Source organism: Rhizobium cerradonense (genome assembly GCF_030182455.1).
In the GTDB taxonomy this organism is placed as follows: domain Bacteria; phylum Pseudomonadota; class Alphaproteobacteria; order Rhizobiales; family Rhizobiaceae; genus Rhizobium.
The window spans coordinates 362,994-384,779 of sequence record NZ_JAQJCK010000001.1 but is presented as its reverse complement, the minus strand read 5'-3'; the positions used below and the strand labels follow the sequence as shown (position 1 = coordinate 384,779).

The following is a 21,786-nucleotide window of genomic DNA, read 5'->3' as shown; positions in this document are numbered from 1 at the left end:
AATATGACGTTTTCAGCGTTTGTAGGTGGGAGTGATGAAGGGCAGGGAAGAGACAGCGACGGGCAGGTACTTGCCACGAACCTCGGCAAAGACCTGTGTTCCCGGTGCGGCGAAACCAACTGGCACATAGCCCATGGCAACGGGGCCTTCGACGCTCGGCCCGAAGCCGCCGGAAGTGACTTCACCGATCTCGGTCTTACCCTCGGCGTCGGCATAAAGCTGGGCGTGGCCACGCACCGGCGCCTTGCCTTCCGGCTTCAGACCGACACGGCGGCGCGAGGCACCATTGTCGAATTCAGCAAGGATGCGGCCGGCACCGGGAAAGCCGCCGGCGCGGGCACCGCCGGTCTTGCGGGCTTTCTGGACGGCCCATTCGAGCGCGGCTTCCACCGGCGTCGTCGTCTGATCGATATCGTTGCCATAGAGGCAGAGCCCGGCTTCGAGACGCAGGGAATCGCGGGCGCCGAGGCCGATCGGCTGGACATCGGGATGTTCGAGCAGCCGCTGGGCAATATCCTCAGCCTTGTCGGCCGGTACGGAAATCTCAAAGCCGTCTTCGCCGCTATAGCCGGAGCGGGAGACGAGACAGGAAACGTCATGCAGGCGGCAATGGCGGACATCCATGAATTTCATATGGGCGAGATCCGCCCAGAGTTCGGCAAGCACTGAAACGGCACGCGGCCCCTGCAGCGCGATCAAGGCGCGATCAAGTAAAGTGACTTCGCAGCTATCGCCGATATGATCTTGAAGATGCTTGAGATCTGCATCCTTACAGGCGGCGTTGACGACAACGAAGAGGTAGTCGTCCATGTGGGTGATCATCAGATCGTCGAGAATGCCACCGTTGTCATCGGTGAAGAAACCGTAGCGTTGACGGCCTTCGGCGAGCCCGAGAATATCGACCGGCACTAGGCTTTCCAGTGCAAGCGCCGCATCCTCATATCTTCCGGAACGGGCTCGGATCGTGACCTGACCCATGTGGGAGACGTCGAACACGCCGGCCGATGCGCGGGTCCAGAGATGTTCCTTGAGCACGCCCGCGGGATATTGCACCGGCATGTCATAGCCGGCGAAGGGAACCATACGGGCACCGAGCGACAGATGCAGGGCATGAAGGGGTGTCTTCTTGAGGGCAGCGGTCTCGTCCAAATGACGCCTCCGGGTTTTGCGCTTGGCTAAAAGCGCAGAGCTCAAAATTCAGGCGCGGCTGCGCCTTCGATGAGCCCCCTCTGTCTGTTTGCCTGAGATTGTTATCCCTTCGGCGAGCGCTTGCGCGCTACTCTCCAGAGTTCCGTCTGCCCCATGTTGGTCCTTTGGCCTGAGAGTTTCCGGGGCGGTTGCTCCTTCGGCACCGGCTTGCGCCGGATTCTCCCAACAGGGTTGGGTGCCATTATCTGGTAGTCGCCAGAGATGGCAAGGGGCAAATGTCGCTCTGAAACAAATTTTTGTCGTGGCGACTTGATGAGCGGAGGCCGGTACGCGCGACCGATGGATGCAGGGGACTTTGCAATCGCGCTTCGAGAAGCTATCCCATGGTGCCAATATAGGAGCCGGGCAGGAGACAATGATGAACCGCAAATTCGCCGCCGCATTGCTGATTTCGGCGACCACACTTTCATTCTCGGCTGTCGCCGTCATGGCGCAGCAGAGCGACGACATGAGCAAAATGCCCGGGATGCATATGGATGCCGGCAAAGCGCCGGCGGGTTCGGCTGCAGCCAAGCTCGGCGATCTCGACATCAGCGGCGGCTATGTCCGCGCCATGCTGCCGGGGCAGCCGGTCGGTGGCGGCTACATCACTATTCACAATGGCGGCAGCAGCGACGACAGGTTGACGTCCGTGACCTCAGCGGCCGCCGGCAAGGTGGAGCTGCACGAGATGAAGATGCAGGGCGAGGTCATGCAGATGCGGGAACTCAAAGAGGGTGTTGCCATCCCCGCTGGGGCCACGGTGACGCTTTCGCCCAACAGCCTGCACATGATGTTCAAGAAGGTGAAGACGCCGTTCAAGCAGGGCGGCACGGTGCCGGTGATGCTGATGTTCGATAAGGCGGGAATGGTCGATATCAACCTTCCTGTCGTGGCGCCGAACGCAAAATGAGGTTTACCGGGCACCATTGTCACAAAATTCCCGTCGGGCAGACAATTCAGGTTTCCACTTTTCGTCGAAATGCTCTAAAGCCACCTCAAAAGGCCGGATGACCCGGCCCTGGGGCAAGGCCGCCCCAGTCCTTTGATTTGGCATGATCTTGTCCGAAACCATTTCGCGCTTTTCGGGGTCATGTCGCGGTTCTTGAAAGAAGACGAATGGCCGGGATTGAGCATATAAAGGTCGAGCCCGACGAGGCCGGCATGCGCCTCGACCGCTGGTTCAAGGTGCATTTTCCAGGGCTGGGCTTTGGGCAATTACAGAAGCTGATGCGCTCCGGCCAGGTCCGTGTCGACGGCGGGCGCGTGAAGACAGATGCGCGTGTGCAGCCGGGACAGATGGTGCGCGTGCCGCCGCTGGATGTCGACGCCAAGGGGCCGAAAAGCGGACCGATCGCAGGCAAGGAGCTGAAGCATTCCGGCGACGCCGAGCTGCTGGCGCGCATGCTGCTGCATGAGGACGACAAGGTCTACGTGCTGAACAAGCCGGCCGGCCTCGCCGTGCAGGGCGGCTCCGGCGTCAGCCGCCATATCGACAAGATGCTGGAGGCATGGACCAGCCAGAAGGGTGAAAAGCCGCGCCTAGTGCATCGCCTCGACCGCGATACCTCCGGCGTTCTCGTCGTCGCCCGCACCCGCGGTGCCGCACAGAAGCTGACGGCCGCCTTCCGCGAGCGCGACACCAAGAAGACCTATTGGTCGCTGGTGAAGGGCGTGCCCCGCAAGCACGAGGACAAGATCTCGACCTGGCTGGTGAAGGAAGCCACCGCCGATGGCGACCGGATGCGCATCGCCAAACACGGCGAGGAGGGTGCCGATCACGCTGTCTCCTATTACCGTGTTGTCGAAACCGCCGCCCAGCGTCTCGCCTGGCTGGAAATGGAGCCTTATACCGGCCGCACGCACCAGCTCCGCGTCCATGCGCTGCATATCGGCCATCCGATCATCGGCGATCCCAAATATTTCGAGGACGACCCGAATTGGGACTTTCCCGGCGGCGTTCAGAAGCGGCTGCACCTGCATGCCCGCCATATCGATATCCCGCATCCGAGCGGCGGGCGCCTGCGCATCACCGCGCCGCTGCCGCCGCATATGGTGCAAACCTGGAACCTCCTCGGCTTTGACGAGGCATCGGCCGGGGAGCCGGACGACGAATGAAGCTGGTGCTTTTCGATTGTGACGGAACGCTGGTCGACAGCGTCCGGCTGATCCACGAGGTCATGGCGCGCACCTTCGTCGATTTCGGCCACAAGCGTCCCGATGTCGCCTCCACCAAGTCGATTATCGGTCTCTCACTCGACATCGCGATTGCCCGTATGCAGGGCAAGCCGCATGTCGATGACGAGGCAATTGCCATGACGGCGCACTACAAATCGATCTTCCCCGACGTGCGCGACGAGGGCGATATGCAGACGCCGCTTTTCGACGGGATCAAACCGTTGATCGAGACGCTCGCCGCCCGCGATGAATTGCTGATCGGCGCGGTGACCGGCAAGTCCCGCCGGGGCTTGGAGCATGTTCTTGAAGCGAACGGCTTTACGCCCTATTTCGCCGTTTCGCGCACCGCTGATGATTGCCCTTCCAAGCCGCATCCCGCGATGGTGACGGAATGCTGCAGCGAGACCGGCATGGATCCGCATGATACAATCGTTATCGGCGATGCCGTCTACGACATGCAGATGGCGAAAGCGGCCGGTGCGACCGCGATCGGTGTTGCCTGGGGCTATGCTTCGGTGGAAGAACTGCTGGCGGCAGGTGCCGACACGATTGCCCATCACCCGAACGACTTGTTGAGCCATATTCTCTGAGGTGACGCCATGCGCGACCTGTTGAACGATCTTTCCGAAGACCTGAGCCATCCCGATCCCATTCGCCGGGCTCAGATCCAGATGAAGAAGCCGCTGCCGAAGCGCTTCTACAAGGATGTAAGCGTCCGCGAGAGCGAAGACGGCCACGTGATCGAGCTCGACGGCAAGGTGGTGAAGACGCCTGCGCGCCAATCGCTCGCCGTCCCGACCGAGGCGCTCGCAAAGCTGGTTGCAGCCGAATGGACGCGGCAGGTCGAGGTCATCGATCCTGCGACCATGCCGGTGACGCGGCTGGTCAACACGGCGCTCGACGGTGTGGCGATCGATAGCCAGGCGGTATTCGAGGACATCCTGCGCTTTTCCTCCACAGATATGCTTTGCTATCGCGCCGATGGACCGGAGCGCCTGGTGGAGCGGCAATCGGAGCAGTGGAACCCGCTGATCGACTGGGCCGCAAACGAACTCGGTGCCCGTTTCATCCTGGCCGAAGGCGTCATGCATCAGGAGCAGCCGCGTGAGGCGATCGCCGCCTTTGCCGTGACGTTGCGCAAATACGACACGCCGCTGGAACTCGCCAGCCTGCATACGATCACGACGCTGACGGGTTCGGCGATCCTGGCGCTTGCTTTCGCCGAAGGCCGACTGCCGCTCGATGAAGTCTGGGCGCTCGCCCATCTCGACGAGGATTGGACGATCGAACATTGGGGCCGTGACGAAGAGGCCGAGCAGCGCCGCGCTCAGCGCTTCGAAGAGTTTCAGGCAGCCACCGATGTTTTTTCCGCGCTTCGCAGTTGAATATTGTTGATTTGCAGTCCGTTATATCGAAATCTGCATCTCAAGGGTTGGGAATTCGGGACGCGAATCATGTTGTTGTGGAGGTCGGGTGCGGTATCGGCACTCGTGGGATGTTTGGCGTTGGCTGCATGCACGAGCTGGCCGGGCACGGCGCCGCCTGCACCTCCAGCCTATGACGTGCGCAGCGCCACCGTCGTTGCCGATCAAGCCGTGCCGCCTGTCTCGCCTGTACTGCTTTCGGCGATCAACGAACGCGTCAATGCCGCCATCGCCGTGACCACCCGCGATACAGTGCTGCCGAAGGTGGCACTCACCATCCGCCTGACCGATGTCCGCAAGGCCGGAAGCTTCAACCACGATCGCAATACGGCAAAGATCAATATCGACGTCGATTCGGTCGATACCGGTGCGGTGCTTGCCATCGCCTCCTTCGATACGGCGAATTTCACACCGGACCCGAACGCAGCCGACAATCTGATGGCTGAAGATATCGCCGCCCGCATCCGTTCCATCTTCGTGCTGAAGGCACCGCCGCTGGTGAACTGAGCCTTCGGCTTCAAACTGCTGCTGCGCCATGCTAAGCCGGATAAGCGGAAAAGAGGGCCATCATGAAAGAGATCCTGCAGGAACTGGAACGTCGCCGGGAGATCGCGAGGCTCGGAGGCGGGCAGGCGCGTATCGATGCGCAGCATGCGCGCGGCAAGCTGACCGCGCGCGAGCGCATCGAAATCTTCCTCGATGAAGGCTCCTTCGAGGAATTCGACATGTTCGTCGAACACCGCTCGATCGATTTCGGCATGGACAAGACCAAGATCGCCGGCGACGGCGTGGTCACTGGCTGGGGCACGGTCAACGGCCGCACGGTCTTTCTTTTTGCCAAGGATTTCACGGTCTTCGGCGGCTCGCTTTCAGAAGCGCATGCAGAGAAGATCATGAAGGTTCAGGATATGGCGCTGAAAAACCGCGCCCCCATCATCGGCATCTATGATGCCGGCGGCGCGCGCATCCAGGAAGGCGTGGCGGCGCTTGGCGGCTATGCCGAGGTATTCCAGCGCAACGTGCTCTCTTCCGGCGTTATTCCACAGATCTCGATCATCATGGGTCCCTGCGCCGGCGGCGACGTCTATTCGCCGGCTATGACCGATTTCATCTTCATGGTGCGCGACACGTCCTACATGTTCGTCACCGGCCCGGACGTGGTGAAGACTGTCACCAACGAAACGGTGACGGCGGAGCAGCTTGGCGGTGCCTCGGTGCATACGACGAAATCCTCGATCGCCGATGCCGCCTACGACAACGACATCGATACGCTGCTGCAGGTGCGCCGGCTCATCGATTTCCTGCCTCAGTCGAATACCACTGATCTCCCGGAGATCGAGTGCTATCAATCGGTCACCGATCCCGATTCCTCGCTCGACACGCTAATCCCGGCCAATGCCAACAAGCCCTACGACATCAAGGAGCTGATCCTGAAGGTGGCGGACGAGGGCGATTTCTTCGAAATTCAGGCAAGCTTTGCCAAGAACATCGTCTGTGGCTTCGGCCGCATCGAGGGCGCGACGGTCGGCTTCGTCGCCAATCAGCCGATGGTGCTCGCGGGCGTGCTCGACAGCGACGCCTCACGCAAGGCGGCGCGTTTCGTGCGCTTCTGCGATTGCTTCAATATTCCGCTCGTCACCTTTGTCGACGTACCGGGCTTTCTGCCGGGAACCGCGCAGGAATATGGCGGGTTGATCAAGCATGGCGCCAAGCTGCTCTTTGCCTATGCGGAAGCTACCGTGCCGAAACTCACTGTCATCACTCGCAAAGCCTTCGGCGGCGCCTACGACGTCATGGCGTCGAAACATCTGCGCGGTGACCTGAACTATGCTTGGCCGACCGCGCAGATCGCCGTCATGGGTGCCAAGGGCGCGGTCGAGATCATTTTCCGCAAGGATATCGCCCATCCTGAGAAGATCGCGGCGCATACGAAGATGTATGAGGATCGCTTCCTGTCTCCTTTCGTCGCGGCCGAGCGCGGTTATATTGACGAAGTGATCATGCCGCACTCTACCCGGCGGCGGCTGGCACAGGGGCTCAGGATGCTGCGCAATAAGGATCTGACCAATCCCTGGAAAAAGCACGACAATATTCCGCTTTGAGCATGTGACAACAAGTCACGGATTCTACACGGAAAATTGATTGGGCGTCAGAAGCCGTGTCTTCACCTTCGCGTGCACACAAACTAATGGTGGCTTCAGAAACCAAAACTGGAGTACAAAATGGCACTTTCCGATCGACTGAATCAATATCAGCCTTACGCCCTGGCGGCGCTGCGCATCATGACCGGTCTACTGTTTATGGAGCACGGCACGCAGAAGCTTTTGGCTTTTCCGGCCGGCGGTCATTTCGACGGTCCGCTGCCGACCCTGATCTTGATCCAGGGCATTCTGGAAGCTGTCGGCGGCCTGGCGATTGTTCTCGGCCTGTTTACGCGGATTGTTGCTTTCATCCTTAGCGGCAACATGGCGGTCGCCTATTTCATGGCGCACATGCCGAGGAATTTTTTCCCGGTCAACAATGAAGGCGATGCGGCCATCCTGTACTGCTTTGTCTTCCTGCTGTTGGTTTTCGCAGGCCCAGGCCTCCTGGCCATCGACGGTCGCAGGAAATAATATGCAATCGCCGGGCTTGGATCGATATCCGAGCCCGGCGAATAATTTCGCCGTTCGCGTGTTGACTCCGATATCAGCGGAAAGCGACCATATCTCCTAGAGATACTGGCCGCCTTCTCAGTTAAAACGGAGATTTTCATGCCGGCTTTCGAGCGCCTGTCCCAATATCAGCCCGCCGCCCTTGCGGTTCTCAGAATTGTGACCGCGCTATTGTTCCTAGAGCATGGCACGCAAAAGCTCTTCAATTTTCCCGCCGCGCCCTTTGAAATCTCGACACTGTTTTTCGTCGCCGGGGTGATTGAGCTTGTCGGCAGCATTCTGATCCTGCTCGGGCTCTTCACCCGGCCTGTTGCCTTCATCCTCAGCGGTGAAATGGCCTTCGCCTATTTCCTAGTGCACGCGCAGATGGGCTTCTTTCCAGCCAACAACGAGGGCGACGGCCCGATCTTGTTCTGCTTCATCTTCCTGTTCCTGGTGTTTGCAGGCCCCGGCCTCTGGGCACTGGACAATCGCCAGCGTTAGAGCGGTTCAGCGTTTCACGGAATCGCTTTCCCGCTCTATCTCTTTGTTTTTACGCATTCCTGGCGGAAAACCGCCTCGCACTTTTCCTGGAAGTGCTCTAGTGACGCAAATGAGGTTCAGGCGACGAGCTTGAGCCCGGCAATGCCCGCGACGATCAGGCCGATGCAGAACAGGCGAACGACGGTCGCGGGATCACCCAGCAGCCAGATGCCAAGGAGGACGGTACCGACCGTGCCGATGCCGGTCCACACAGCGTAGGCCGTGCCCATCGGCAAGGTCTCCACCGCAAGGCCGAGCAAGACGAGGCTGACCACCATCGAAATGACGGTGAGACCGGTCGGGATCGGCCGTGTGAAGCCTTCGGTATATTTCAGGCCGACAGCCCAACCGATTTCGAACAAACCTGCGAGGAAAAGCAGGAACCAAGCCATGTTACGCTCCTTTTTAAGAGCGAGGCCGTCCCCGCGGTGCTTGCGGTCGGCAATCTATGCCGGCCGCCGCAGTCGTCTGCGCGGGGAAATATATGCCTCAGCTAAATTGGCTTTTCAAGCTGGGGACTGCATGGCTGCTATGCCACCCGTTTCATGCTAGCCGTTCGGCATGCCACTTCAGGTGATCGTCCATGAAGGTCGAGATGAAATAGTAGGAGTGATCGTAGCGCTCGTGCATGCGCAGCGTCAGGCCGATATCGGTGCCCTTGATCGACTCTTCGAACAACCAGGGCCGCAGACCGGTTTCGAGGAAACCATCGGCTTTGCCTTGGTCGATCAGAAATTCCGGGAAGCGAGCGCCATCCTCGATGAGTGCGCAGGCGTCGTATTGCCGCCAGGCCGCCTTGTCGGCGCCAAGATATTTCTCGAAAGCCGGCGCTGACCAATCGGCCGTCGAGGGCTGCACGATCGGCGCAAAGGCGGAGCAGCTCTTGAAGCGGTCCGGATTCTTCAGCGCAATCGTCATCGCGCCATGGCCGCCCATGGAATGGCCGAAAATGCCTTGCCGGCTCATATCCACGCGGAACTGCCGGCTGACGAGGGCGGGCAATTCCTCCGTGACGTAGGTGTACATCCGATAGTTCTCGGCCCAGGGCTCTTCGGTGGCGTCGAGATAGAAGCCGGCACCTTTGCCCATCTGCCAGTTGGTCAATTCATCGGGGACGTCATTGCCGCGCGGGCTGGTGTCCGGGCAGACCACGATCAGGCCGAGTTCGGCTGCCATGCGACGATATTCGCCTTTTTCCATCACATTGGCATGGGTGCAGGTCAGGCCGGAGAGATACCAGAGGACCGGGCAGGGCTCCTTGATCGCCTGCGGCGGCACGAAGACCGCGAAGGTCATCTCGCATTGGCAGGCCTCGGACTCATGTGAAAAAACACCCTGCATGCCGCCGAAAGCGGTGTTCTGGGAAATGATGTTCAAGGCTGACCTCCAGACGAATTGTGAGCTTTGGCACGCCGGCAAAGGCGATCGAAGGTTTCAAGAAAGGCGGAGCGGTCGCGTGGCGAAAAAGCGGCGTTGTAGCCTTTGCTCTCGCCGGTCTCACGCAGGTGCGCGCCGAGATCGCGCATCGCGGTGACCATGCCGATATTGGTGTTGTCGAAAACACGGCCGGTCGGTCCGGTCACCAGCGCGCCGGAGACGACGCAGCGCCCGGCCAGGGGCACATCGGCCGTCACGACGATATCGCCTGGCCCCGCATGTTCGGCGATCCAGTTGTCAGCGGCGTCGAAAGCATTGGAGACGATGACGTTCTTCACCATCGGATCGCGCGAGGGGCGGAGGCCGGAATTGGCGACCAGTGTCACCTCGATGCCGTGGCGCTCGGCCACTTTCAAAATTTCCGGCTTGACCGGACAGGCATCGGCATCGACATAGATCATAGGAACAGAACGTGCTTCATTGGAGAGCGCTGCGCGTCCGGCCGAACGCGCAGTCGCGGTTTAGCGAAGTCCGCCGTCATGGGCCAGACCTATTCCCTCAATGTGCCTGCCTTTTTCGCGACCCAGGTTGCGAGAACATCCATCAGCGTCGGGTTCAGGCAATCGTAGGGCTCAAGGCGCAGCTCCTTCAACCGGCTGCGAATGGACGCCATGGCTGATGGCGGCGTTCCCGACTCGATGATCGACGAAACGAAAGCTGCGAAGGTGGGTTCGGGCCAGCCGCTTTCCTGAAATCGCTCGGGATGAATGAAATCCAGGCCCTTGAAGGCATGGTCGCGCTCCACCGGCCCATACATGTGCACGCCGCAAGCCTTGCAGGCGTGCCGCTGGATCAGGGCGTCGGGATCCACGACCGCGAGCTTGTCGCCGTTTTCCAGAACCTTGACATTCTCATGCGCGGTGACGGCTACGATCGAAAAGGCAGCACCATTCGGCTTCCAGCATTTCGTGCAGCCACAGGCGTGGTTATGAGCAATCGCGCCGGTGATGGCGACTTTGACGGGGCGATCGGTGCAGGCGCAGACGAGCGTCCCACCACTAAAATTCGCCTGTCCCGCCTTCACTCCGCCGTCGAGCGCCGGGTGTATCGATACTTGACTTGGCATGTTCAGCTTCCTCCTCCTTCTTTGCCCGCGGCCGCCAAACCAGGATCGGTTTGCGAAAAGGCCGCGTGCCATTCAAAGTCGTGCAGCAATCTCCCGTGCCGTCTCGATTTGCGCTCAGCGGAGTTCTTGGGCAAGTCCGATGAGAATCCCTTCAGGCCCACGGATGTAGCAGAGCCGATACGCGTCTTTATACTGGACGACTTCGCCTACGAGCTGCGCGCCGCGCGTGCGGAGCCTTTCAAGCGTCTCGTCGATGTCGTCCACGGTAAACATGACGCGGAGGTAGCCCAGAGCGTTGACCGGGGCGTTCCGGTGATCTGCGACGACCGGCGGCCTGAGGAAGCGGGAGAGCTCAAGCCGGCTGTGGCCATCCGGCGTGCGCATCATGGCAATCTCGACATGCTGATCGCCCAGTCCGGTGACACGTCCGGCCCATTCTCCTTCGATCGTGGCCCGCCCTTCGAGCTCAAGGCCGAGTTCGCGAAAGAAATCAATCGCCCCTTCGAGGTCTTCGACGACGATTCCGACGTTGTCCATCCGCTTGAGCGCCATGTTCCAATCTCCAGGGTGTCGCCTAGTCTAACGGACGCTTGAGTTGCTCCAACACCGACCGCCATCCGGGGCCGATTCGCTGCTGTTCACATCAGAATCCTGAATCATGGACCGCCGCAAACCGCCCCCGTTTTCAAACGGTCTCTCAATAGACCACGACGCCGCGGATGCTTTCGCCCTTGTGCATCATGTCGAAGCCCTTGTTGATGTCCTCGAGCGGCATGGTGTGGGTGATCATCGGGTCGATCTGGATCTTGCCCTGCATGTACCAGTCGACGATCTTTGGAACATCGGTGCGGCCACGGGCGCCGCCGAAGGCCGTGCCCATCCAGTTGCGGCCGGTGACGAGCTGGAACGGACGGGTCGAGATTTCCTGGCCGGCGCCGGCAACGCCGATGATGACCGACTTGCCCCAGCCGCGATGCGACGATTCCAGCGCCTGGCGCATCACCTTGGTGTTGCCGGTGCAGTCGAACGTATAGTCGGCCCCGCCGATGAGGTCGCCATTGCGCTTCGTCAGGTTGACGAGGTAAGGCACGATGTCGTCGCCGACCTCCTTCGGATTGACGAAATGCGTCATGCCGAATTTCTCGCCCCAGGCCTTGCGGTCGTTGTTGATGTCGACACCGATGATCATGTCGGCGCCGGCAAGCTTCAGGCCCTGCAGGACGTTGAGGCCGATGCCGCCAAGACCGAAGACGATCGCCGTCGAGCCGATCTCCACCTTGGCGGTGTTGATGACCGCACCGATGCCGGTGGTGACGCCGCAGCCGATATAGCAGATCTTGTCGAAGGGAGCGTCCGGGTTGACCTTGGCAACGGCAATCTCCGGCAGCACGGTGAAATTGGCGAAGGTCGAGCAGCCCATATAGTGATGGATCTTGTCCTTGCCGATCGAAAAGCGCGAGGTGCCGTCCGGCATCAGGCCCTGGCCTTGCGTGGCGCGGATCGCGGTGCAGAGGTTGGTCTTGCGGCTGAGGCAGGAATAACATTCGCGGCATTCGGGCGTATAAAGCGGAATGACGTGGTCGCCCTTCTTGACCGAGGTCACCCCCGGGCCGACATCGACGACGATGCCGGCGCCCTCATGGCCGAGGATTGCCGGAAACAGGCCCTCCGGATCGGCGCCCGACAGGGTGAAATCGTCGGTGTGGCAGATGCCGGTCGCCTTGACCTCGATCAGCACCTCGCCGGCCTTCGGGCCATCGAGCTGAACGGTCATGACTTCCAGCGGTTTACCGGCGGCAACGGCTACGGCGGCGCGTACGTCCATCGTTTCATCCCTTCTAAATTAATGATTTGGTTAGCGCGACATTGGCATGGCCGCGCCGGATGGCTCAAGCGAAAAATCGAGCGTTTCGTAGCGAATACGGATTAGGCGAATTCCATGATCACCGCGTCGACGGCAAGACTTTCGCCCGGCTTCGCATTGATCTTGCCGACGATCAAGTCGCGCTCAGCGCGCAGGACGTTCTCCATCTTCATCGCCTCGACGATCGCCAGCGTTTCCCCCGCCTTGACCTCCTGGCCTTGCGCAACAGCAATAGCGACGACGAGCCCGGGCATGGGGCAGAGCAACAACTTTGACGTATCCGGCGGCAGTTTGACCGGCATCAGCTTGTCAAGTTCCGCCTGGCGCGGCGTAAATATCCTGGCGCGGACCGAAAGGCCCTGCCAGTCGATGCGCAGCCCGTTGAGGAAAGGACGGATTTGGGCCGTCACCTTCCGCCCACTGACCGTTCCGGCCCAGACGGCGTCGCCCGGGCGCCAATCGGTCGCGACCGCCAAAATCCCGCCGTTGATCTGCATGTCCATCTCGAATGGGATGGTGACGAGCCCGTCCTGCAGCGTCACTGGAACATAGTCCGCGCCGAGCTTGACCACCCACTCCTCACGCAACGGCCCCGTCGCCGGCCGCAACCGGTCGGCATAGCGTTCGCGGCGGTTGGCATCGACAAGGCCGCAGGAGAGTGCGACGGCGGCAAGCACCGCAGATTCGCTTTTGTCCGGCGTCATCGGCGCAAAACCGTCCGGATATTCCTCCGCGATGAAGCCCGTGGAAAGCCGGCCTTCGCGCCAGCGCGGATGCTTCATCAGTGCCGACAGGAACGGCACATTATGTTCGATGCCGTCGACAACAAAACCGTCCAGCGCTTCACCCATGGCCTCAACCGCTTCAAGCCGCGTCGGCGCCCAGGTGCAGAGCTTGGCGATCATCGGGTCATAATACATGGAGATCTCAGCGCCTTCGAAGACGCCGGTGTCGTTGCGGATCACGACATTGCCGCTCTTACCTTCATGCGGCGGACGATAGCGCGTCAGCCGGCCGATCGACGGCAGGAAGTTTCGATAGGGATCTTCGGCATAGAGGCGGCTTTCGATCGCCCAGCCGTTCAGCTTGATATCATCCTGGGCAAAGGGCAGCTCTTCGCCGGCGGCGACGCGGATCATCTGTTCGACAAGATCGATGCCGGTAACAAGTTCCGTAACGGGATGTTCGACCTGCAGGCGGGTATTCATCTCTAGGAAATAGAAATTGCGGTCGCGGTCGACGATGAATTCGACCGTCCCGGCGCTCTGATAGTCGACCGCCTTGGCAAGCGCGACGGACTGTTCGCCCATGGCTTTGCGTGTCACCTCGTCAAGGAAAGGCGAGGGCGCTTCTTCGGCGACCTTCTGATTCCGGCGCTGGATCGAGCATTCACGCTCGCCGAGATAGACGACATTGCCGTGGGAATCCGCCAGCACCTGGATTTCGATGTGCCGCGGATCGACGACGAATTTCTCGATGAAGACGCGATCGTCGCCGAAGGAGCTTTTCGCCTCGGAGCGCGCACGCTCGAAACCGTCGCGCACTTCCTCACTACTCCAGGCGATGCGCATGCCCTTGCCGCCGCCGCCCGCCGAAGCCTTGATCATGACGGGATAGCCGATCTCGGCGGCAATTGTTTCGGCATGGTCGGCATCGTCGATGACGCCGAGATAGCCGGGCACGGTGGAAACCTTGGCGTCATTGGCGAATTTCTTCGATTCGATCTTGTCGCCCATCGCCCTGATCGCCTTCGGCTTCGGACCGATGAAGATGATGCCTTCCTTCTCCAACGCCTCACAAAAAGAGGCGCGCTCGGAGAGAAAGCCATAACCGGGGTGCACCGCTTCGGCGCCGGTCTCCTTGCAGGCGGCGATGATCTTTTCGGCTACGAGATAACTCTCGGCGGCAGGGGCTGCACCGATATGCACGGCCTCATCGGCCATTTCGACGTGCAAGGCGTCACGATCGGCGTCGGAATAGACCGCGACGGTCGAGATCCCCATCCGCCGCGCAGTCTTGATCACACGACAAGCGATCTCGCCCCGGTTGGCGATCAGGATTTTCTTGAACATCAAAACTCCGCCCAATGCATAGCCCTATCAGCGTTTTAGTCATAAATTGCGCCAGCGGTCCATGCGGAAGATGAGCGTACTCAAGCCGATTTCGTCGAACGCGACTGAACGCGCTCGCGCCAGATGATGAAAAGACCCGATCCGACGATGATCAGGATGCCGATCCATTTGGAAACATTTGGAAAGTCCCCGAACAGCGCATAGCCGAGAATGGTAGCCGAAATGATCTCGAAATATTGAAAAGGCGCCAGCAGCGACAGTGGCGCCAGCCGGAAGGCGCGCACGACGAGCATATGCGCATAGCCGGAGATCGAGCCGAGAATCAGCAGCAACACGAGACCGAGCCAGGAAGCGGGCAGGGACGGTACGAAATCGGCAACGCCAGCCGATGCCCCTATCGAAAGCGCACCGGCCATGAAGATCGTGCCGCCGATGCCGGCCATCGTCTGCATGGTCAGTGGCGAATCCGCCTCGCCGACGGCACGGTTCATGAAGAGATAAAGCGCAAAGAGAAAGGCGCAGGCGACCGGCAGCAGCGCTTTCCAGCCGAAAATTTCGAAACTTGGCTGAATGACGATCATCGCGCCGCCGAAGCCGACGACGATGGCAAGCCAGCGCCTCCAGCCGACCTTGTCGCCAAGAAACAGAGCCGAAAGAGCGGCCAGCATGAAAGGTTCGACGAAATAGATGGCGAAGACATCGGCAAGCGGCATGTATTTGACCGCCACGAAAAACAGCAGGCTTGCCGCGCCGTGCAGCGCGCCGCGCAAAAGGTTCACCCAGGGGCGCTTGGCCGAAAGCGCTGCCCATCCAAAGGCGGCAAAGAGCAGCGGCATAGTACAGACGAGTTGAAAGAAGAAGCGGTAGAACGTCACCTGTCCCGGCGACATCGCCTCGAAGGTCGCCATATATTTGGCGATCGCATCCATCACCGGCAGGACGATCATGGCGCTGGCCATGATGGCCATGCCTTGCAGCGGATTCTGATGGGCGGGGACGACTGAGATTTGGGACATGCGGGAGATCAAACACAGGAATCCCGTCCGATCAAGACGGGCATCAACGCCGTTGCCAATTCATCACACCATTTGGCGCAAAAATCGCGGACTTTGCCAATTCAGACAGATCGCGGTGGTGACATGACGCCCCTAGACCTATGTCTGCTTGGAAAATCCGCTAAAAAATAAGCGCGCCGCTCAGAAATTCACCGGCGCAACCAACAAGGATCGCACCGATGTTGAAGACGGAACAAGAGACGACCGTTTTTTCGGATGAAGGCGACGATACCCTGGGCGGACGCCTTTCCATGGCCCGCGACGCCGCCGGCATCAGCCTCGAATCGCTGGCAAGCCAGTTGGGCTTAAGGCAGGAGACGATAATTGCCTGGGAATCGGACCGTTCGGAGCCGCAACCATCCGTTCTGGTCAAATTGGCCGCCATGTTCGCCGTGTCGCCGACTTGGCTGATGACCGGCTCCGGCGATGGACCGGGTGAGGACAGCGACGAACGGGCACTGGAGGCCGTCAAAATCGAGCTTTCGCGCCTACGGTCCGCCCATCAGGAAATCGGCCGGCTGATCGAGACGACAACGCGCCAGATCGAAAGGCTCGACCATCAAATCCGGCTGCGCAATGTCAGCAAGGACGTCGCGCACTAAGCCTCATCAGGGTTCATTGGTGGTTTCGCCGAATATCTCTTCGAAAGCTTCCCGCAGACGGATATCCACATCCGCTATCATCACCGGCAGGCCGAGGTCGACGAGGCTGGTGACCCCATAGGCGGAAATTCCACAGGGCACGATACCGGTGAAATGGCCGAGATCGGGATCGACGTTCAGCGACAGGCCGTGAAACGTCACCCATCTGCGCACGCGAATGCCGAGGGCGGCGATCTTGTCTTCAGCCACGGTCCCATCCGGCAGCAGCGGTTTCTCCGGACGGCGCACCCAGACGCCGACACGATCTTCACGCCGCTCACCGCGAACATTCATCGAATCGAGGGTGCGGATGATGACTTCTTCCAATGCGGCAACGAAGGCGCGGATATCCTGACGCCGGCGCTTCAGATCCAGCATGACATAGGCAACGCGCTGGCCGGGGCCATGATAGGTATATTCGCCGCCTCGCCCGGTGGCGAAGACGGGAAAACGATCGGGCTCGATGAGATCGGCCGCATTGGCGCTGGTGCCTGCTGTATATAAAGGTGGATGCTCGACCAGCCAGACAAGCTCCTGCGCTTGACCCTCGGCAATCGCCGCCACCTCCGCCTCCATGACCGCCACTGCTTCATCATAGGGCACGAGACCATCGGCGATACGCCAACGCACGGGCGGAGAGCCGGCAGGGGGAAACATTTGATGTTGGAGATCGGTGCGTAGCATCAGCCAGTCCTTTGCGCCTGTTCGGCAGACAGCTCCCTTGGAAATTTGGCGCGCCGATAGGTTATCAACATATGGAGGCATTTGGCCAGGAATTCAAACATCTACGAGACGGATGCCGTGAATCCAAAGGCGCGTTTAAGGGAGCTGTGGGCGAATGTTAAAAAAACTGACATATCGCTCTTGTGCCCCCCGAATGCTTTTGCTACATGCAGCCGCGCCGGAGCAATCCGGCCCTACCACGATGCGGTCGTGGCGGAATTGGTAGACGCGCAGCGTTGAGGTCGCTGTGGGGCAACCCGTGGAAGTTCGAGTCTTCTCGACCGCACCAAGTTGATTAAGAAAAGCCCGCCTTTGCGGGCTTTTTCTTTGCCAAGTGTCCGACGTCAGAACAGAGCCTGGGAGACCTTTTCCATCGCTCCAAGGGCAAGCTTCCAGCGTTCCGCTCCACGACTATAAACCTCGCTCGTCTTCGCTTCGGAAATGGCCCAGGATTGCCGTGATATCGTGCTGGCAACCAAGCATGGGGTGCCTTCGATTCGGCAGCCGATCCGGGCCAGCACGATGAGGTCTGTGGCCTTCCAAGGAATCGCACCGCGTCGGTCTTGCGGAGTACGTTCCGCTCCGCAATTAGCAAAATGTTTGCATCTCACTCGACTCGCACGGACACGATAACGGATCAGAGCATGTAGGAGAGCATCTCGTAAGCGTCGTCGAGAGCAGCTTCCTGCGTTCGAAATTTTCTGCTGGGCCGGCTTCTGTCCTCGTTCAAATGAATCACATAGACCCATCGACCGAGTCGCACTTCTTTTGTTTCAATTTTGTATTCGAAAGGAATTTCAATAGGGGGCATTCGTATTCCATCTCTAAGCTTGCAATCGAAAAGATGGTTACTGATCTATTAATGCGCCGGCAATCTGAACCTGCGATAATGGTTGACGGACGAGGTTAACGGGCAGCTCGGCACCAATACCCGTTTTCTTCTCGACCACACCAGAAACCCGCTTCGGCGGTTTTTTCCTTCTGGCGATCGCCGTCACCACATTCCTTTAAAAGTTGCGTCTCAGGCGAAGGTACTCTCTCTGATAGCTGTTTCCGTACAGTTACCGTTCATGTTCTCCCCCATATGGTGTCGTTGCTTGCCCGCGACTCGTGCGTCAATTGACAACCGAAGGGGCGGGGATGATTAATAGTTTCGACATTCGTCATAGAGCGGAGGATTTGCCAATGACCAGTCGTGCCATCCTGTTGATGTCTTTTGCGTCTCTTGCAGTTGTGGGCTCGATGGCCCTCTCATCGCCGGCTTCTGCGCTAACCATGAAAGAGTGCAGCACCAAGTATCAGGCGGCCAAGGCTGCCGGTACCCTGAACGGCCAGACGTGGAATGATTTCCGTGCTTCGCAGTGCGCTGCCGACGCAAGCGCTACCACCACTGCACCGGCAACCACCGCGCCGGCAAAGACCACTGCCACCGCCAAGACGACGGCGGCTGCCGATGAGCCTGATGCCACCAAGCCGCCGGCCAAGGAGCCGCCGAAGGCTACGACCGCAGCGCCGGCCGGCGTGACCTTCCCGAAGGCCGTCGATCCCAAATATTCGAGCGAAACGCCCGGCAAGGGCCGCTTCCACACCTGCGTCGACGCCTATAACGACAACAAGACCAAGAATACCCTTAACGGCCTGAAGTGGATCCAGAAGGGCGGCGGCTACTACAGCCTCTGCAACACCAAGCTGAAGGGCTGATCCGCCGCTTCATGCAGACAAACAGGCGGGCGTCTTCGAGGCGCCCGCATTTTTATGTGCGGACATTTAGACACGCAGGACCGATCACGCCTTCGCTTTTTCCCATTTCTTCACCAGCCGGTCGCGCTTCAATTTCGAGAGGCGCTGCAGCCAGAACAGACCGTCGAGCTGGTCGACTTCGTGCTGGATGCAGATAGCAAGAAAGCCTTCGGCTTCAGTTTCGTGCGCCCGACCGTCCAGATCCTGGTAGCGAAAGCGGATTGCTTTCGGCCTGGCGATCTCGTCCGTGAAACCGGGCATGGAGACACTGCCCTCCATATGCCGCATCGTCTCATCGGAAAACCAGGTGATCTCCGGATTGACATAGGTGTGCACACCATCCTCGCGGCTGAGTTCGATTACGGTTATGCGCTGAAGCACACCGATATGAGCGGCGGTGATTCCGACGCCAGGAGCGGCGCGCATGGTGTCCAGGAGATCGTTGGCGAGCCTGCGCAAGTCGTCGTCAAAGGCGGCGACGGTAGCGCAGGCTGTTTTCAATAATGGGTCGGGGAAGCGGACGATGGGACGGACTGGCACGGCTCTCTCTGTTAACGGAACGACATGTTCGCAGCCTAAGGATAGGGGTAAGACGTCGCCAGCGCCACCGTCTTACAGACACGACACAAAATGTCAGCTTTCCCTCCTATCCAATTGTTGACAATCAGCTTTTTGCCGTCATTCTCCATGACGGAATCCTAGATTTTCATAAGCAGAACGGAATGGGAGGCGGCAAATGACGACGACCGACGAAGACGAACGCGTTCGCAAGGCCTCCGAGAAGACCAATCCCGACATCTACGACGAGGACGGCGTCGTCCGCTCCGATTTCCTCGTTGAGGTCAACGACGCGATCGAGCGGCGTGATATTCCATTCCTGCAACAGAACGTCGCCCGGCTGCACGAATCCGAGCTCGGCGACCTGCTGGAATCGCTGCATCCCGACCAACGTCTGACGCTGGTGCAATTGCTCGGCGACGACTTCGACATGACGGCGCTGACGCAGGTGGACGAAGCGATCCGCATGGAGATCGTCGACCAACTGCCGAACGACCAGATCGCCGCCGCGATCGGCGAACTCGATTCGGACGATGCCGTCTACATTCTCGAAGACCTCGACCAGGAAGACCGCGACGAGATCCTGTCGCAACTGCCGTTCACCGAGCGGGTACGACTGCGGCGCGCCCTTGAATATCCGGAGCAGTCAGCCGGCCGCCGCATGCAGACGGAATTCATTGCCGTGCCGCCGTTCTGGACGGTCGGCCAGACGATCGACTACATGCGCGAAGAGGAGGAATTGCCGGAAGCCTTCACCCAGATCTTCGTCATCGACCCAACCTTCAAGCTGCTCGGCAGCGTCGATCTCGACCGCATTCTGCGCACCAAGCGACAGACGAAGGTCGAGAGCATCATGCGCGAGACCTCGCATCCGATTCCGGCCGTCATGGACCAGGAAGAGGCGGCGCAGGTCTTCGAACAATACGACCTTCTGTCCGCCGCCGTCGTCGATGAAAACGACCGCCTCGTCGGCGTATTGACCATCGACGACGTGGTCGACGTCATCCATGAAGAGGCGGACGAGGACATCAAGCGCCTCGGCGGCGTCGGCGACGAAGAGCTGTCCGACAATATCACCTCCACGGTGCGCTCACGCTTTGTCTGGCTGGCGGTCAATCTGATTACGGCGATACTGGCGTCCAGCATTATCAATGTCTTCGACGGCGCAATCGAGAAAATGGTTGCGCTTGCCGTGCTGATGCCGATCGTCGCTTCGATGGGCGGCAATGCCGGTACGCAGACGATGACGGTTACCGTGCGTGCGCTCGCAACCGGCGACCTCGATATCTACAACGCCTTCCGCGTCATCCGCAGAGAGGCAGGCGTCGGCTTCCTCAATGGCATTCTCTTTGCCATCATCATGGGCGCGATCGCCACCGTCTGGTTCCATGATTTTCAGCTCGGCATCGTCATCGCCGCCGCGATGATCATCAATCTCGTCGCGGCAGCCCTTGGCGGTATCCTGCTGCCACTGGTGCTGCATCGATTCGGCGCCGACCCGGCCATCGCCTCGTCGGCCTTCGTCACCACGGTCACGGATTGCACCGGGTATTTTGCGTTCCTGGGTCTGGCAACCTGGTGGTTTTCCATTCACTAAGGCCGCTAGGCCTTTGAATTCAGCACATCTTTGACGATCGAAAGTCCATCGCTACCCTGCTGAAATTGACTATTACGTAAAAGTCAATATTATAGGCTCTGCACCAGAGAGGCGGACTATTGTTGGACAGGTTTTATAGCATAACGGAGCTCACGCGGGAATTCGGCGTTTCCACCCGGACATTGCGTTTCTACGAGGATGAAGGTCTTATCCATCCCGAGCGCAGAGGCCGCACGCGCCTTTTCCGGCCAGCCGACCGCCGCCTGATCCAGGAAATCCTGCGCGGCCGCCGCATCGGCTTCACCATCGCCGAAATCCGCGAGATCATTCAGGTCTATAAGGAGCCGCCAGGCGAGATCGGCCAGTTGAAGCTCCTGATGAAGCGCGTCGACGAAAAGCGCGAGGAACTGCGCCAGAAGCGCAAGGATATTGAGGACACTCTGACCGAACTCGACAATGTCGAAGAAGCCTGTCTCGGCCGCCTGGCCGAAATCGGCGTGGGGACGTGACTACCACCGTCAAAGTATAAGACGCATCGTAGTCGCCGCAATTCTAACGAGAATGCTTTGTAGAAAAGCCAAGCATTCACAGAGGGTTGTGGCAAATGGCGGCAAGGTTTAGCTTCGTCTTAGCGATAGGGATCGCGCTCGTTCCGTTCAATGTCGGAAAGACTCAAGCGGCCGATAACAACAATACCGATATTCCGGTTGCCTACGCCCTTTTGCTTGACGGCAAGGATGCGATCTACGGCCAACTCAATTGCCAAATTCATGTTCGCTGCCAGCTTATCGACAATCAGGACACTCACGTTCAGCTAAGCGTTACCATCGATTCGAATCGATATTTGGCGGGCGACATCAGCGTTCAGTGCGGCGACCTCGACTGCTCTTTTCTGACCTGGAAAACGTCGACCCGGCTAGAAGGGGTTTCTGATGGGAAAAAAGTTCGTGAATTCGATCTTTATGCCGGTGAAAATGCTACTGTCGTAATGGACCTAGTGCAACGCACGAGGCCGAAGGTCGGTCGGATTTTACTCCTCGCTGAATACCGATAGGCAGCGACTGCGG

At 59.5% G+C, this 21,786-nt stretch carries 25 protein-coding genes, 1 tRNA gene and 1 riboswitch; of the genes, 14 read left to right on the top strand and 12 right to left on the bottom strand.

Annotation, left to right across the window (positions count from 1 at the left end):
* Positions 1–12 precede the first annotated feature (12 nt).
* Positions 13–1,149, bottom strand: coding sequence for a glycine cleavage system aminomethyltransferase GcvT (gene gcvT, locus PH547_RS01925; RefSeq protein ID WP_104823191.1), 1,137 nt, complete (start codon positions 1,147–1,149; stop codon positions 13–15).
* A gap of 147 nt (positions 1,150–1,296) precedes the next feature.
* Positions 1,297–1,384, bottom strand: a riboswitch (glycine riboswitch).
* Positions 1,385–1,567: 183 nt separating this feature from the next.
* Between gcvT and PH547_RS01920 the strand changes: the two genes are divergently transcribed.
* From PH547_RS01920 to PH547_RS01885, 8 genes are all read left to right on the top strand, one after another.
* Positions 1,568–2,101 carry a copper chaperone PCu(A)C gene (locus PH547_RS01920; RefSeq protein ID WP_104823190.1) on the top strand — a complete coding sequence of 178 codons (534 nt, stop codon included), beginning with the start codon at positions 1,568–1,570 and terminating at the stop codon, positions 2,099–2,101.
* A 206-nt stretch (positions 2,102–2,307) separates the two neighbouring features.
* Positions 2,308–3,306 carry an RluA family pseudouridine synthase gene (locus PH547_RS01915; protein WP_104823189.1) on the top strand — a complete coding sequence of 333 codons (999 nt, stop codon included), beginning with the start codon at positions 2,308–2,310 and terminating at the stop codon, positions 3,304–3,306.
* Positions 3,303–3,956 carry an HAD-IA family hydrolase gene (locus PH547_RS01910; RefSeq protein WP_104823188.1) on the top strand — a complete coding sequence of 218 codons (654 nt, stop codon included), beginning with the start codon at positions 3,303–3,305 and terminating at the stop codon, positions 3,954–3,956. The genes PH547_RS01915 and PH547_RS01910 overlap by 4 nt, the downstream gene beginning before the upstream one ends.
* A gap of 9 nt (positions 3,957–3,965) precedes the next feature.
* On the top strand, positions 3,966–4,751 hold the full coding sequence (locus tag PH547_RS01905; RefSeq protein ID WP_104823187.1) for an ATP12 family chaperone protein: 786 nt from the start codon (positions 3,966–3,968) through the stop codon (positions 4,749–4,751).
* Between the two features lie 69 nt (positions 4,752–4,820).
* Entirely contained in the window at positions 4,821–5,297 is a 477-nt protein-coding gene (locus PH547_RS01900; RefSeq protein WP_104823186.1) for a hypothetical protein, read from the top strand.
* A 62-nt stretch (positions 5,298–5,359) separates the two neighbouring features.
* Entirely contained in the window at positions 5,360–6,892 is a 1,533-nt protein-coding gene (locus PH547_RS01895; protein WP_285167302.1) for an acyl-CoA carboxylase subunit beta, read from the top strand.
* Positions 6,893–7,012: 120 nt separating this feature from the next.
* Positions 7,013–7,405 carry a DoxX family protein gene (locus PH547_RS01890; protein WP_104823184.1) on the top strand — a complete coding sequence of 131 codons (393 nt, stop codon included), beginning with the start codon at positions 7,013–7,015 and terminating at the stop codon, positions 7,403–7,405.
* Positions 7,406–7,543: 138 nt separating this feature from the next.
* Positions 7,544–7,927: a DoxX family protein gene (locus PH547_RS01885; RefSeq protein ID WP_104823183.1), complete on the top strand. Its 384-nt coding sequence runs from the start codon at positions 7,544–7,546 to the stop codon at positions 7,925–7,927.
* A 116-nt stretch (positions 7,928–8,043) separates the two neighbouring features.
* Here PH547_RS01885 and PH547_RS01880 read toward each other — a convergent pair whose 3' ends face one another.
* The 8 genes from PH547_RS01880 to PH547_RS01845 form a co-directional block, all read right to left on the bottom strand.
* Positions 8,044–8,358: a DMT family transporter gene (locus PH547_RS01880; protein ID WP_104823182.1), complete on the bottom strand. Its 315-nt coding sequence runs from the start codon at positions 8,356–8,358 to the stop codon at positions 8,044–8,046.
* Between the two features lie 151 nt (positions 8,359–8,509).
* The gene (fghA, locus tag PH547_RS01875; RefSeq protein WP_104823181.1) at positions 8,510–9,343 is read right to left on the bottom strand and encodes an S-formylglutathione hydrolase; all 834 of its coding nucleotides are present in this window, start codon (positions 9,341–9,343) and stop codon (positions 8,510–8,512) included.
* On the bottom strand, positions 9,340–9,804 hold the full coding sequence (locus PH547_RS01870) for a YaiI/YqxD family protein (RefSeq protein WP_104823180.1): 465 nt from the start codon (positions 9,802–9,804) through the stop codon (positions 9,340–9,342). The genes fghA and PH547_RS01870 overlap by 4 nt, the downstream gene beginning before the upstream one ends.
* A gap of 89 nt (positions 9,805–9,893) precedes the next feature.
* The gene (gene gfa, locus PH547_RS01865) at positions 9,894–10,469 is read right to left on the bottom strand and encodes an S-(hydroxymethyl)glutathione synthase (protein ID WP_104823179.1); all 576 of its coding nucleotides are present in this window, start codon (positions 10,467–10,469) and stop codon (positions 9,894–9,896) included.
* Positions 10,470–10,583: 114 nt separating this feature from the next.
* The gene (locus tag PH547_RS01860) at positions 10,584–11,021 is read right to left on the bottom strand and encodes a VOC family protein (RefSeq protein WP_104823178.1); all 438 of its coding nucleotides are present in this window, start codon (positions 11,019–11,021) and stop codon (positions 10,584–10,586) included.
* Positions 11,022–11,166: 145 nt separating this feature from the next.
* A complete protein-coding gene (locus PH547_RS01855; RefSeq protein ID WP_104823177.1) occupies positions 11,167–12,294 on the bottom strand; it encodes an S-(hydroxymethyl)glutathione dehydrogenase/class III alcohol dehydrogenase in 1,128 nt (375 codons plus the stop codon).
* Between the two features lie 101 nt (positions 12,295–12,395).
* Positions 12,396–14,405 carry an acetyl-CoA carboxylase biotin carboxylase subunit gene (locus PH547_RS01850; protein WP_104823176.1) on the bottom strand — a complete coding sequence of 670 codons (2,010 nt, stop codon included), beginning with the start codon at positions 14,403–14,405 and terminating at the stop codon, positions 12,396–12,398.
* Positions 14,406–14,485: 80 nt separating this feature from the next.
* Positions 14,486–15,421, bottom strand: a complete 936-nt coding sequence (locus PH547_RS01845; protein ID WP_104823175.1) for a DMT family transporter — start codon at positions 15,419–15,421, stop codon at positions 14,486–14,488.
* Positions 15,422–15,639: 218 nt separating this feature from the next.
* Here PH547_RS01845 and PH547_RS01840 point away from each other — a divergent pair, with 218 nt between their 5' ends.
* Positions 15,640–16,062 carry a helix-turn-helix domain-containing protein gene (locus tag PH547_RS01840; RefSeq protein ID WP_104823174.1) on the top strand — a complete coding sequence of 141 codons (423 nt, stop codon included), beginning with the start codon at positions 15,640–15,642 and terminating at the stop codon, positions 16,060–16,062.
* 6 nt (positions 16,063–16,068) lie between these two features.
* Here the strand turns inward: PH547_RS01840 and lipB are convergent, their stop codons facing one another.
* Positions 16,069–16,785 (bottom strand): lipoyl(octanoyl) transferase LipB, encoded by a 717-nt coding sequence (lipB, locus tag PH547_RS01835; RefSeq protein ID WP_104823173.1) that lies wholly within the window; start codon positions 16,783–16,785, stop codon positions 16,069–16,071.
* A gap of 243 nt (positions 16,786–17,028) precedes the next feature.
* Between lipB and PH547_RS01830 the strand changes: the two genes are divergently transcribed.
* Positions 17,029–17,113 (top strand) — tRNA-Leu (locus PH547_RS01830).
* A gap of 559 nt (positions 17,114–17,672) precedes the next feature.
* On the opposite strand, the gene PH547_RS01825 is transcribed toward PH547_RS01830, so the two are convergent.
* A complete protein-coding gene (locus PH547_RS01825; RefSeq protein ID WP_158704454.1) occupies positions 17,673–17,822 on the bottom strand; it encodes a hypothetical protein in 150 nt (49 codons plus the stop codon).
* A gap of 187 nt (positions 17,823–18,009) precedes the next feature.
* On the opposite strand from PH547_RS01825, the gene PH547_RS01820 reads away from it, so the two are divergent.
* Positions 18,010–18,525, top strand: a complete 516-nt coding sequence (locus PH547_RS01820) for a hypothetical protein (RefSeq protein WP_104823172.1) — start codon at positions 18,010–18,012, stop codon at positions 18,523–18,525.
* An 84-nt stretch (positions 18,526–18,609) separates the two neighbouring features.
* On the opposite strand, the gene PH547_RS01815 is transcribed toward PH547_RS01820, so the two are convergent.
* Positions 18,610–19,104, bottom strand: a complete 495-nt coding sequence (locus tag PH547_RS01815; protein ID WP_285167300.1) for a peptide deformylase — start codon at positions 19,102–19,104, stop codon at positions 18,610–18,612.
* 196 nt (positions 19,105–19,300) lie between these two features.
* Here PH547_RS01815 and mgtE point away from each other — a divergent pair, with 196 nt between their 5' ends.
* The 3 genes from mgtE to PH547_RS01800 all read left to right on the top strand — a co-directional run bounded on the left by mgtE (position 19,301) and on the right by PH547_RS01800 (position 21,773).
* Positions 19,301–20,719 carry a magnesium transporter gene (gene mgtE, locus PH547_RS01810; RefSeq protein ID WP_285167299.1) on the top strand — a complete coding sequence of 473 codons (1,419 nt, stop codon included), beginning with the start codon at positions 19,301–19,303 and terminating at the stop codon, positions 20,717–20,719.
* Positions 20,720–20,841: 122 nt separating this feature from the next.
* Positions 20,842–21,228, top strand: coding sequence for a MerR family transcriptional regulator (locus tag PH547_RS01805; RefSeq protein WP_104823169.1), 387 nt, complete (start codon positions 20,842–20,844; stop codon positions 21,226–21,228).
* Between the two features lie 95 nt (positions 21,229–21,323).
* A complete protein-coding gene (locus tag PH547_RS01800; RefSeq protein WP_285167297.1) occupies positions 21,324–21,773 on the top strand; it encodes a hypothetical protein in 450 nt (149 codons plus the stop codon).
* The last annotated feature ends 13 nt before the right edge of the window (positions 21,774–21,786 follow it).